This is a genomic window from Aerococcus kribbianus (assembly GCF_026805545.1).
Classification (GTDB): domain Bacteria; phylum Bacillota; class Bacilli; order Lactobacillales; family Aerococcaceae; genus Aerococcus; species Aerococcus kribbianus.
Genome location: NZ_JAPRFR010000001.1, coordinates 140,137 through 153,501, shown reverse-complemented (window position 1 = coordinate 153,501; position 13,365 = coordinate 140,137). Strand labels below are relative to the sequence as shown.

Sequence of the window (13,365 nt, the reverse complement as noted above, 5' to 3'; positions counted from 1 at the left end):
CTTCTTAACTAGTTTTTCAAGTCAGCCAAGCTAGTTTCTTTAATTTGGGCAGCTAATTCATCAGCTTGTTTAGCCACTTCTTCATCAGATAAGTCTAAATGTTCAGCGATAATCTTGCTTACGGCATCTTTAACTTCTAACATACGGTCGAATTGGAAGAGCAAGAAAGTCGTCCGACGTTCAAAGAAGTCTAATGGAGAATAAACCATCTCTTCTTCTAAGGCATAGACTAAACCAAGAGCAATAGATACCGGTAAGTCATATTTCTCAGCATAGGCTTCAGCATCTGGTAAGTAACGTAAGACATTGGTCATGTTAGAGCCATAAACCTTAGCTAAACGCTTGGCTTCACTATACTTAAGGCCACGAGACACCCCTAAGTTAGCAAAGGTATCAATAGCTTCCTCTACCCGAGTAGGGTCAAACTGCCCTCCTGAAACTGGATAAGTTTTTGATTTAACTAAAGTATAGTTTTTACCAGTCAATTCTTGTAGACGAGAAATAATAGCTTTTAACGCGCCTTCTGCCATCTTACGATAATCAGTGATTTTTCCACCAGCAAGGGTAATCAAGCCAGATTCTCCTACTGATAAATCAGATCCACGAGAAACTGAAGATGGACTACCATCACCACGTTCAGAGGTATTACTTTGGACATCAGCTAGTAAGTCCTCTACCGTATCACGATCTGTTTGGCCATTATTATATTGATTAAAGGCATTGGCTAATTGGTCGAAAGTTTGATTAGACAAACGTCCACTATCCCCACCGTTATAGTCAGAGGCATTGTTGCCATCGATTAAAGGACGTAAGCCAGCCCAGGAGGTTTCAATATCGTCTAATGTGATATTTGCATCAGGGAAGCGACGGTTAACCACAGTTAGTAAGTAGTCCAAGTCTTCCTGAGTCGCTACTGGGTTCTCAAAGTCGCCATCATAGTCTGTGTCAGTGGTTCCAAAGTAAGTTTTGTTTTCGCGTGGAATCACGAAGACCATCCGACCATCTTGTTCACCGGTATCAAAGTAAGTCGGTTGTCCTACTTTGAGTTTAGAGTTATCAATCACAAAGTGAACCCCTTTGGTTGGACGCATTTGCGTTGGATAATCGACTGCTTCGTCCATTTCACGGATTGTATCAGACCAAGGGCCCGTAGTATTGATGACTAGTTGGGTCTTAATAGCGAATTCTTCACCAGTTAAGGTATCTTCCACTTGGACAGCAGAAATCTTACCATCTGTATAGTCAAAGCCAGTGGCCTTCACATGAGATAAAATATCGGCACCATCTGTCTGTGCTTGCTTAATATTTTCGATGGTTAAGCGTGAATCATTATTATAAAAGTCGAGATAGAGTCCACCACATAATAAGCCCTCTTGCATAATACCAGGTTGGAGGTTAATCACTTCTTCGCGAGTTAACATTTTGTTGGCAAATTTAGAGTCTTTAACCCCAGCCAAGGAATCATAAAGGTCCATAGCCACTTGTAGCCGGAAAGGATTAAAAGTAACCCCTTCTTCATCATATAAGGGCATCAACATTGGGTCAGGTTGCGGAATATGGGGAGCGATTTGTTGGACCACAGCGCGTTCAGTGACAGTGTCAGCCACCACTTCGATGTCGAATTGTTTCAAATAACGAATCCCACCATGGACTAATTTAGTGGACCGACTTGATGTTCCTTCTGAGAAGTCTTGCATTTCGATTAAGGCTGTTTTAATCCCTGAGGCAGCTGCTTGGATGGCTACACCTGCTCCAGTGATCCCACCACCAATAATGACGAGTTCATAATCTTCTGATTTCAATTTATCCTTGATTTCGTTTCGTGCTTTAAATGAAAAATTTGTCATTTTTTCACCTTTCTTCCTTATTCTTCTGAGTCTTCACGATTAGTTTCTGCATAAACTTGTGTTGCTTTTACTGCTTGCTTCCAACCGCGATAAAGCATCTCTTTACGTGATTCGTTCATTTGTGGTTGATAGGCTTTACCATCTTTTTGCATGGTTTTAATTTCGTCAATATCTTTCCAGAAGCCAACTGCCAAGCCCGCTAAGTATGCGGCACCAAGGGCGGTTGTTTCTAAGTTAGCAGCCCGCTCGATTTCAATCCCGGTAATATCTGATTGGAACTGCATGAGGTAATCATTCATGGCAGCACCCCCATCAACTTTCAATAGCGGAATTTCTACACCGGTATCTCTAACCATAGTATCTGTCACATCACGAACTTGGTAAGCAATCGATTGTAAGGTAGCCTTCACAAAATCAGCGCGATTGGTGCCTCGTGTTAATCCAAAGATTGATCCGCGGGCATTTGAATCCCAATAAGGCGCTCCTAAACCAGTAAAGGCCGGAACAATATAAACCTCATCCTCATTTTCAGATTTGTTTGCTAAATCCTCACTCTCAGCAGCATCTTGAATCATATCTAGACCGTCACGCACCCATTGAATGGCTGAACCCGCGATAAAGACAGACCCTTCTAAGGCATAAGTCACCTGATCGCCAATTACATAACCCACTGTCGTCAGCAAGTTATTTTTTGAAAATTGTAACTCTTGGCCGGCATTCATTACGATAAATGATCCGGTACCATAAGTAGATTTTACCATCCCTTTTTCAGTAGCTAATTGGCCAAACAAGGCAGCTTGTTGGTCACCAGCTAAACCAGTGATTGGAACCTCATGACCAAAGAAGTGGTAAGACTTGGTTTCGCCATAATTTTCTGAGTTAGACACCAGTTCTGGTAACATCACTTTAGGAATGTCAAGTAAGTCTAAAATTTCTTCGTCCCATTCCAAGCTTTCCAAATTCAGTAACATGGTCCGTGATGCATTGGAATAATCTGTAATATGACGTTCGCCACCAGTTAATTTCCAAACCAACCAGGTCTCAATAGTCCCGAAAAGCAATTCCCCATTTTCAGCACGTTCTTGAGCACCGTCCACGCGGTCCAAAATCCAGCGAATTTTAGATGCGGAGAAGTAAGGGTCAAGCACCAAACCTGTTTTTTGGCGAATCATTTCCTCATGACCTTTTTCTCGTAGGGAATCAATAATCGGTGCGGATTGGCGGGACTGCCAAACAATAGCATTATAAATTGGTTTTCCAGTTTCCTTGTCCCAGATCACTGTCGTTTCCCGTTGGTTAGTAATCCCAATCCCGGCAATACTCTTAGGATTAATATTACCTTGGATAAAGGCACCCGCAATCACAGACTGGACCGAAATCCAAATATCATTGGCGTTATGTTCTACCCAACCTGATTTAGGGAAAATTTGTTCAAATTCTTTTTGGCTAGACGCGATCGTATTTCCGCTCTTATCGTAAATCACCGCACGAGAACTTGTCGTTCCCTGGTCAATGGCCATAATGTATTTCTTTTCTTCGCTCATAAAGTACCTCCTTAGTTTTGGTCGCGCTTCAATCTATAAGACAATCTTACTTTAGCATTTAATTAAACCGTTTTCAATTATTATAGATAAGTGAGTATTTGTAAGCTTTTTCACAATTTATTAAAAGTTATATAAAGCCTTGAATTCTCGGCCTTTCTTAACCATGACCTTTTTCACTAATCAGGCTGATGGGGGTAATAACTATACAAAATTTGTATTAGCAATTTGATTGATCTAATTTAGAAAGGCAACATTTTATGGACCTTCCCTACTTGAATATAATTGATTCAATTATCCAACACGATAGAAAAAGTACATTATTTGTTCTTATTTTCTCTTCAGATATAGCATTGAAAACGATTCTAATTATTAAAAAAGTCGAAGCAATTCATTCTAGCTGAATCACTTCGACTCTCTATCAATAGTTTAAATTATGTAATACTTAGTCCCAGTCCTAGCGCTTTTCGACACATTCTTATATTTTTCGCCAGGAGGCTGGGGAGAGTAAAACTAGCATCGGATAAATTTCTAAACGGCCCATAATCATGGCAAAACTCATAATAACTTTGGAGAAATCACTAAGTTGGACATAATCTTGCGATGGGCCAAGCAAGTTTAGACTTCCACCGATATTGGATAAAGTAGCGATTGTTGCTGAAAAGGCAGAAGAGAAATTAACCGTATCAAAAGATAATATAATCAGCAGCACCACGAACATAAAGAGATAAGTCATTAAGTAAAAAGCAATCCCTCGCTGCATTTTAGGCGTTAAAGCCCGTCCATTAAAGGTGACAGGTACGACGCGGTCAGGAGACACCATGGAGCGAATTTCTTGGCGGATTGATTTTAAAAATATCCCAATGCGAATAACCTTTAATCCTGAGGTAGTAGACCCTGACATGGCCCCTGAGAACATTAATACTAGAATAATGATATGGGTAGTCAAAGGCCAAGACAATAAGTCTAGGTTGGTATAAGCAGTAGTCGAAATGACCGAAGTCACATTGAAAAAGACGTCTGATAATAAGTGCGAGAAATCATCATAAGATGGCCACAAGGTAAAGGCAATTACAGCACAGGAAGCCAAAATAATCTGTACATACCATTTCAACTCCTCATCCTTCAAGACTTCTTTAATCCGCCCAATGAAAATGAGATAGAAAAAGTTGAAGTTCATCCCAAAAGTAAACATGGCAATGGCTAGGACAGTTTCGACGTACTGAGAATTATAATGACCAATTGAAGAAGGATAGATATTAAAACCTCCCGTACCAGCCACCCCCATAGCCAGCAACATTGCCTCAAACACGGGAACATGACCAACAACCAACAAGACTGTCACCAAAATTGTTAAAAAGATATAAATTCCATAGAGAATCAAAATCGAATGGGACACCCGGGATTCAATCTTGCCTTGGTTGGGGCCTGGTAATTCAGCACGCATGACGTAAACCCCTTTAGCACCAAAATTAGGGATAATATACATGAGGAAGATCAACATCCCCATCCCCCCAATCAGTAAGGTAAAGGAACGCCAAAACATCAAGGCTTCGGGAAGGACATGTAAATGTTCACTCAAAACCGATGCTCCAGTGGTGGTAAAACCAGAAACTGATTCGAAAAAAGCATCCACTGGTGAGGTCACATAGCCAGAAAAATAAAATGGCAAGGCCCCAAAAAAGCCATAAACAATCCAAGAAAGAGCCACTAAAATATAGCCTTCCCGTGCAAAAAATAAGGTATTTTGAGGGGATTTATAGGACAAGGCGCCACCCACGACTAAGCAGGCGATAATACTCACTAAAAAAGAACGGATAACCTGCCAATCATTTTGATAAATTAAAGCTACAATGATTGGCACTAGCATGAGACCCGCCAGCACAAATAGAAGACGCCCAATGAGAAAACGCGTAAAGGGCCAGTTCATCTACTTCACCTTCTTCTCTAAAATATCTTTAATCTCAAAGACATTGGCTTGATTATTAATAATTAAGACATGGTCACCGGCTTGTAAAATATCATCCCCACTCGGGAATAAGGCCTCACCGTCACGGATGATAATTCCGATAACGATATTATCTTTAAGCGGTAGGTCCTTGATAGGTACGCCACAAATTGGCCCATCATCTGCCAATCGAAACTCCAAAGCTTCAGTTTGCTCGTTACCTAAGCGGGCATAATTTTCTAAATAAGCGCCCCGCTCTTTCATAATTGAGCGAACCCCACGAATCACCGCATCAGAAATTGATATCCGCGGAGATAAAATCACATCTAAATGACTTGAATCCAAAAGCGCTGTCAAACCTGGTCGGTTGACCTTGGTAATCGTCTTATAGACCCCTTCCTTGTGCCCAAACAGTGAAGTCATAATGTTCACCTCGTCGCTATTGGTTAAGGTTAATAGCAAGTCAAAGTTAAAAATTCGCTGTTCCCTTAAAAAGGACTGGTCCGTCCCATCCCCCACAATGACTTCTGCCATAGGGAAACGGTCTGCTAGACTTTGAGCGCGTTTCTCATTTTTTTCAATGATACGGGTACGGATACCACGGGCATGTAGGGCTGGAATTAAATAATGATTAACTCGACTGCCACCAATAACTAAGGCGGATTTATAACGAAGATGAGCCTTGTGCCCAGCTAGCTGACAAAACTTATTAAAGGTTTTACGTTGTGCAAAGAGGTTTATCTGATCATTGGCCTTAATCTGGGTATCCCCAGTCGGAATAATGGACTGGTCACCTCGCTCAATCACTGCGATAACCAAATCTTGTAGTCGACTTCTAATTTCCGCAATCGGCATGCCATCCATGGTCGAATTTTCATGGACACGAACTTTTTTTAATTGCACCCGGTTATGGTAAAAGGGTTCCACGTAGGCTGCTTGAGGAAAGTCAATCACGTGCATAATATCATTGGCCGCTTCCCTATCTTGGTTGATGATTAGGTTAATCCCAAACTCGCGCTTGATAAAGTTCTCATTATCAGTGAATTCTGGATTACGAGCGCGAACAATCGTGTAATCGGCTCCTAATTTTTCTGCCATCATAGCGGACAGCACATTGGCCTCATCGTCAGGGGTCGCTGTGATGAATACTTTAGCTTGTTTGACCCCGGCATCAATTTGGACCTTGATATCGGTTCCAATACCCTGAACACCCTTGATATCAATTTCATCAACCAAATGATTAAGGACATCACGATCTTTATCAATGAGGGTCAACTGGTGCCCTTCCTTGTCTAAGTCTTGAATAATCTTTTGGCCCAGTTTTCCACCGCCAACGACTACAATCTCCATGACGCTAGTTCCCTCCTCATTTTTTTGCCTAAGCTCACACATTATACCATCATGTTAAGGCAATACCAAGCGCCTTTTTCTTGTCTTAATTTTCACTGGATTCGCATAAAAAATCCCCCTAAAACAAGACCATATGTCATTGCTTTAGGGGGATTGCGCTTAATTTTATAAGCTTTCAATTTCTGTTGTTAATGATGGAACGACTTGTTTCTTACGAGAAACGACTCCTGGCAAGGCAATTTGCTTGTCAGTAACCTGACCATTAAAGGCCGTTTGGAAGGCAGGGACAAGGTCTTCCTTACCAACCACTAAGCCTTCGGAATCATTGCTTAGGATGTTGGTTACAATCAATAGGAAAGCTTCATAGTCATTGTCCACACTCAAGCGTTGCATTTCCGCTAAGATTTCTTCTTTACGGTCAAGCACATCGGACACTTCCACCACATTGATTTGACCGATGCGAATTGTATGATTACCCATTTCAAAGGATTTGGCATCGCCATCAGCAATTTCTTCTGCAGATTTATCTGCCACATTAGTACCAGATTTCAATAGTTCTAAACCATAAGCCTGTAAATCAACACCAGCGATTTCTGCTAAGGCTTGACCCACTTTTTCATCGGCTGCAGTGGTGGTAGGTGATTTAAATAACAAGGTATCAGAGATAATAGCGGACAACATTAAACCAGCCAAGTTCTCAGGAATGGCAATATCAGCTTCTTGGAAGAGACTATAAATGATTGTTTGTGAGCATCCATAGGGCCGAGCTAAATAGAAAATAGGGTCGGCTGTTTCAAAATTGGCAATTCGATGGTGGTCAACTACGGAATGAATAGAAACTAAATCACGATCATCAACCGATTGTTGCGCCTCATTATGGTCTACTAAGGCGACTGTATCGGTTTCATTAGCCACTTTATCTACCACACGTGGCGCTTGGTAGCCAAACTTATCTAAGGCAAATTGAGTTTCTTCATTAACCTCACCCAAGGCCACTGCTTCTGCTTCTTCACCCTTTTGTTCTAAATAGTAGGCATAAGCAATGGCAGATGTGATGGCATCGGTATCCGGATTCTTATGACCAAAAACTAAAATTTTACTCACTTAAATACCCTCTTTCTGGATTTTTCTTTTATTTTATCACAAGTCGTTAAGCCTTACTAAAATTCTTGATACTCATCAGGATTTTGATCACTTAAACGTCCATCTTCGCGACTGTATTGTGATATTTTTGCCATGTCATCTTCGTCTAGCTCAAAATCAAAAACGTCAAAGTTTTCTTGTAAACGATTAGCCTTGGATGATTTAGGAATCGGCATTGCGCCTAATTGTAGATGCCAACGTAAGACTACTTGTCCGGCAGATTTGCCATGTTTTTCGGCGACTTCAAGAACACCTGGCAGTTCCATGACATTTTCTTGCCCTTTTTCATTGGCACGACCTAAAGGGCTCCATGACTGGGTGATAATCCCATTTTGGTCATCATAAGCCCGTTGGTCAGCTTGGTCAAATAAGGGATGTAATTCTACCTGATTAACCACTGGTTTAACCCCAGTTTCAGCAACTAAACGGTCAATATGATGCGGTAAAAAGTTCGATACCCCGATTTCTTTGACATAACCGCGTTTTTTCGCCTCTATCAAGGCTTGCCAGGCTTCCACATACTTGTCTTCCTTGGGGTTTGGCCAATGAATTAAGTAAAGATCATAATAATCCAAATTGGCTCGTAACAAAGATTCTTCAATGGTCACCAAGGCATCATTATAGGCATGATAACGGCCAGGTAGTTTAGAGGCTACTTGCAAATCTTGCCGGTTGACTCCTGATTGACGAATGGCTTCACCCACCGTTGCTTCATTTTCATAATTATAGGCTGTATCAATATAAGAGTAACCCATTTCTAGAGCGGCTTTAATTGCTTGAACGCCACTTTGTCCCTTTAATTTATAAGTCCCTAAACCCAACTGGGGAACTTGATAGCCGTTGTAGGCAGTATATTTTGGAATTGACATCAAATACCTCCTCAAATCGTTTAATTTCAGTATAACACAGGATTACGACGAAAAATAAATGATGCAAATTTCTTGATAACATTTATTGCTAAGAAAATTCCCATTTAATCAAGGGCCACTTCAAAATCATCGGCTCCTAAAAGTCGACGCATGCGAGTGACTTGGCCAAATTCTCCTTCATCTAATAGCTTAGACCCGTTGCCATAACGTTCAGCCAATGGGATGTCACCGGCTTTGATTTGGTCTTTAGTGCCTTGACTCCCAAAAACTTCAAACTTGTCTTGTGGACTAGTCAACATAAAGGCAGCCACTAAACGATGGGGGTTCGTCTTCAATTCCTTAAGACTTGCCAAACCACGCTTGGCACGGCCTAAGACATTAATATCTTCCCAGCGAAGGCGTTTCATGTGCCCTCTTTGGCTAGCCAGTAGCATTTGTGCTTTATCATCCACATGGTCTTGATAGAGAACGGCAACGACTTGATCATTTTTCTTTAAGTTGACAGATTTGACCCCTTTAGCCCGTGGGCCCACAGTGTTTACCTCATCAACGGCGTAACGTAAGGCAAAACCTAATTCCGTGAAAATTAGCACTTGACCCTGGTCTGCTTGGGGCATGAGATAAGCAGCTAGAACTTGGTCATTTTCATGGCTCAACTTCATTGCCACTGATGCTTTGGACTTATGTCCTCTAAATTGACTAAAGTCAGCCAGTCGACTTTGCTTAATCATTCCCGCAGAAGTTGCTAGTAAAACGGTGGCTTGACTGTCTTGGTCATAAGGATAAACGGCAATAATATTTTCATCGTTGGCTAAGGGAATTCTTTGCGATAAGTGTTCGCCTAAGTCTTTCCAACGAATATCTTGGAGTTCATAAACAGGTTGGAAGATATAATTCCCCTTGCTCGTTAAAATCACTAAATTATCCAAGGTTGAATGTTGGTTAACATAGAGGACTTGGTCTCCTTCCCGTAAGCCTAATTCTGCAAAACCAGATGACTTAACAGATCGTAAGCTGGTGCGTTTTACATAGCCTAGTTGGGTAACGACTGTCATTACAGTTTCTTCGGCAATCAGTAATTCCTTATCAATAACAATCTTATCGACTTGATCTTGGATTTCACTTAAACGTGGGCTAGCATAAGCTTTTTTAATGGCCCGCAATTCGTTTTTCATTACCGAGAAAAGTACCTTATCATCAGATAAAATGGCTTGGTAATGGGCAATGGCTTCATTTAAATCTAATCGTTCGTCCTTGAGTGCTGTCACATCAGTATTAGTTAAACGATAGAGTTGCAAGCTTACGATTGCTTCAGCTTGTCGATCAGTAAAATCATAGTTAGTCACTAAGTTTTCCTTAGCATCACGTTTATTTTTCGATTGGCGGATGGTTTGAATGACTTCATCTAGGATAGATAAGGCCTTAACTAAACCATCAACAATATGGAGACGGGACTGGGCCTTATCCAGGTCAAAGCGTGTCCGCCGTTGAATAATGTCTTGGCGGTGGTCAATATAGGCTTGGAGAATGGCCTTTAAGCCTAATTGTTCTGGGCGCTGCTCATGGATGGCTACCATATTGAAATTATAATTCACCTGTAAATCAGAATTCTTAAACAAATATTGGATAATAGCGTCGGCATTAGCATCACGTTTCAATTCCACCACAATACGTAAGCCATTCCGGTCCGATTCATCACGGACCTCTGCCATACCATCGATACTCTTATTCAAGCGAATTTCATCCATACGCCGGACTAAGTTCGCCTTATTAACCTCAAAAGGGATCTCAGTAATAACAATTTCTTGTTTCCCACCGCGAATTTTCTCAATACTATAACGAGCCCGCACCACGATTTTGCCTCGGCCATCACGGTAGGCCTTTTCAATACCGTCTTTACCTTGAATAATGCCACCAGTTGGAAAATCAGGTCCAGATACAAAATCCATCAGTTTATTCAAAGTCGCCTTAGGATGGTCAATCAAATAGACTGTGGCATCAATAACCTCTCCTAGGTTGTGGGTAGGAATTTCTGTGGCATAACCCGCCGAAATCCCACTGGCACCATTGACCAAGAGATTAGGATAAGCAGCTGGTAAGACAGTTGGTTCTTCCGTAGTATCATCAAAGTTAAGCATGGTGGCGACCGTGTCTTTATCCAAATCTTTGAGGAGTTCCCCAGCAATTTTACTTAAACGGGCTTCAGTATACCGCATGGCGGCCGCCGAATCCCCGTCCATAGATCCGTTATTACCGTGCATTTCAATCAAAACTTCACGGTTCTTCCAGTCCTGACTCATCCGCACCATGGCTTCATAAACCGATGAATCCCCATGAGGATGGTAGTTACCAATCACATTCCCTACTGTTTTAGCAGACTTTCTAAAGTTATGGTCAGCTGTATTCCCATCTTGGTACATAGCGTAGAGAATCCGTCGTTGAACAGGTTTCAACCCATCGCGAATATCCGGTAAGGCCCGGTCTTGAATAATGTATTTGGAATAGCGGCCAAAACGGTCTCCCATGACATCTTCTAAACTTAATTCTTGAATGTCTACCATGTTTCTTCTTCACCTTCCTCAGCAAATAAAGACATTTGCTCATTTTTCGCTTGGTCATTTTGCTCCTTGACCATGTCCGCTGCTTGGCCTTCCATCTCTAGGTCAGAGCCTTCATCCCCAGCACTCTCTAACAGATTGTCCTGGTCAGCCATAGTAAAGGCCACATGATTTTCAATCCATTTTCGTCGAGGTGGTACTTTGTTGCCCATTAAGACAGATACCCGTTTCTCTGCCACACCCAAGTCATTCAGGGTTACACGGACTAGGGTCCGCGAATCAGGGTTCATCGTCGTTTCCCATAATTGATCCGCATTCATTTCCCCTAGACCCTTATAGCGTTGGAGAATATAACCCTTGCCGACTTCTTTAGTGACTTGCGCCAGTTCTTCATCAGTCCAGGCATAACGGATAACTTCTTTTTTGCCTTTGCCCTTAGATACCTTGTAGAGTGGAGGCATGGCTAAATAGACCTTGCCAGCTTCGACTAAAGGTCGCATATAACGGTAGAAGAAGGTTAGCAAGAGCACTTGAATATGGGCGCCATCAGTATCCGCATCGGTCATAATAATAATCTTATCGTAATTCGCTTCTTCTAGAGCAAATTCAGGACCCACGCCAGCACCAATCGTATAAATAATGGTATTTAATTCTTCATTTTTTAGAATATCTTGGATATTGGCTTTTTCGGTATTTAAGACTTTGCCTCGTAAAGGCAAGATAGCTTGGAACTTACGATCACGCCCTTGTTTGGCTGACCCACCAGCTGAATCCCCCTCTACTAAGAAAAGTTCATTTTTCTTGGCATTGCGTCCTTGGGCAGGAGTCAGTTTTCCAGACAAGAGTTTTTCCTTACCTTTTTTCTTTGAGCCAGACCGGCTATCTTCGCGAGCTTTTCGAGCAGCATCACGGGCTTCACGGGCTTTTAAGGCCTTTCGAACCAGCATTTGCGCGGTTTCTCCGTTTTCTAAGAGGTAAACCGACATCCGACTATTAATTAGGGCTTCAGTGGCTTGGCGTGCTTGAGCTGTCCCTAGTTTAGACTTGGTTTGTCCTTCAAATTGGAGAATTTCTTCAGGAATTCGCACGGATAAGACCGCAGTGTAGCCTTCTCTCACATCAGAACCTTCTAAATTTTTTTCCTTAGCCTTGAGTAGGTTTACCTTACGGGCATATTCATTAAAGGCTTTGGTTAATCCTGTCCGCATACCGGATTCATGACTTCCCCCATCTGCTGTCCGCACATTGTTAACAAAGGATAAGACTGTCTCAGAATAACCATCGTTGTATTGGAAGGCCAATTCAATTTCAATGTCATTTTCCACACCTTTGAAATAAACTGGCTCAGTTAAGGCATCCTTGTCTTCATTCAAATAATTAACAAAAGCGACGATTCCCTCTTCATAATGAAACTGATCTGTTTCGCCAGTATTCTCATCAGTAAAATTAATCGTTAAATCTTTTAAGAGGAAGGCTGATTCACGTAAGTGTTCTCGAATGACTTGAGGATCTAGCTTGGCTTGGCCAAAGGTAGCTTCACTAGGCTTGAAGGAAATTTTAGTGCCGGTTTCTTTGGAACGGATGGCCTTAGTAGATGGCTTTTGCGCTTGCCCACCATCGACAAAACGCTGTTGATAGGACGTCTTGTCTCGATGAACAGTGACTTCCAACCAATCAGATAAAGCATTAACCACTGATGATCCCACACCATGCAGACCACCAGATGTTTTATACCCAGAACCACCAAATTTCCCACCAGCATGCAAGACGGTTAAAATAACTTCCACAGTGGGACGTCCTGAAGCGTGTTGTCCAATTGGCATCCCTCGACCATTATCTAAAACTGTAACCGACCCATCCTTATGCAGGGTGACAGTAATTTCATCACAGTAGCCTGATAAAGCTTCATCAATAGAATTATCTACGATTTCATAAACTAAATGATGGAGTCCATGAGCATCCGTTGAACCGATATACATTCCGGGCCGTTTTCTCACCGCTTCTAAGCCTTCTAAGACCTGAATCGATTGTTCATTATATTCTTCTCGTTTATTGCTGGTCATTGTTTCAACCCCTTTTTTCAATCTTAATTATCATACTGGAATTTTT

The 13,365-nt window shown here is 41.8% G+C and carries 8 protein-coding genes; all 8 read right to left on the bottom strand.

Annotation, left to right across the window (positions count from 1 at the left end; all coding sequences use genetic code 11):
* Positions 1 to 8: 8 nt before the first annotated feature.
* The 8 genes from glpO to parE all read right to left on the bottom strand — a co-directional run bounded on the left by glpO (position 9) and on the right by parE (position 13,319).
* Positions 9 to 1,847, bottom strand: coding sequence for a type 1 glycerol-3-phosphate oxidase (gene glpO / locus OW157_RS00765; RefSeq protein WP_268751424.1), 1,839 nt, complete (start codon positions 1,845 to 1,847; stop codon positions 9 to 11).
* Positions 1,848 to 1,864: 17 nt separating this feature from the next.
* Entirely contained in the window at positions 1,865 to 3,391 is a 1,527-nt protein-coding gene (glpK, locus tag OW157_RS00760) for a glycerol kinase GlpK (protein WP_268752763.1), read from the bottom strand.
* Positions 3,392 to 3,866: 475 nt separating this feature from the next.
* A complete protein-coding gene (locus tag OW157_RS00755; RefSeq protein ID WP_268751422.1) occupies positions 3,867 to 5,318 on the bottom strand; it encodes a TrkH family potassium uptake protein in 1,452 nt (483 codons plus the stop codon).
* Positions 5,319 to 6,686 (bottom strand): Trk system potassium transporter TrkA, encoded by a 1,368-nt coding sequence (trkA, locus tag OW157_RS00750; RefSeq protein ID WP_268751421.1) that lies wholly within the window; start codon positions 6,684 to 6,686, stop codon positions 5,319 to 5,321.
* A gap of 165 nt (positions 6,687 to 6,851) precedes the next feature.
* Positions 6,852 to 7,790: a manganese-dependent inorganic pyrophosphatase gene (locus OW157_RS00745; RefSeq protein ID WP_268751420.1), complete on the bottom strand. Its 939-nt coding sequence runs from the start codon at positions 7,788 to 7,790 to the stop codon at positions 6,852 to 6,854.
* Between the two features lie 56 nt (positions 7,791 to 7,846).
* On the bottom strand, positions 7,847 to 8,698 hold the full coding sequence (locus OW157_RS00740; protein ID WP_268751419.1) for an aldo/keto reductase: 852 nt from the start codon (positions 8,696 to 8,698) through the stop codon (positions 7,847 to 7,849).
* Between the two features lie 104 nt (positions 8,699 to 8,802).
* Entirely contained in the window at positions 8,803 to 11,259 is a 2,457-nt protein-coding gene (gene parC / locus OW157_RS00735) for a DNA topoisomerase IV subunit A (protein ID WP_268751418.1), read from the bottom strand.
* Entirely contained in the window at positions 11,253 to 13,319 is a 2,067-nt protein-coding gene (gene parE, locus OW157_RS00730; RefSeq protein ID WP_268751417.1) for a DNA topoisomerase IV subunit B, read from the bottom strand. The genes parC and parE overlap by 7 nt, the downstream gene beginning before the upstream one ends.
* Between the last annotated feature and the right edge of the window lie 46 nt (positions 13,320 to 13,365).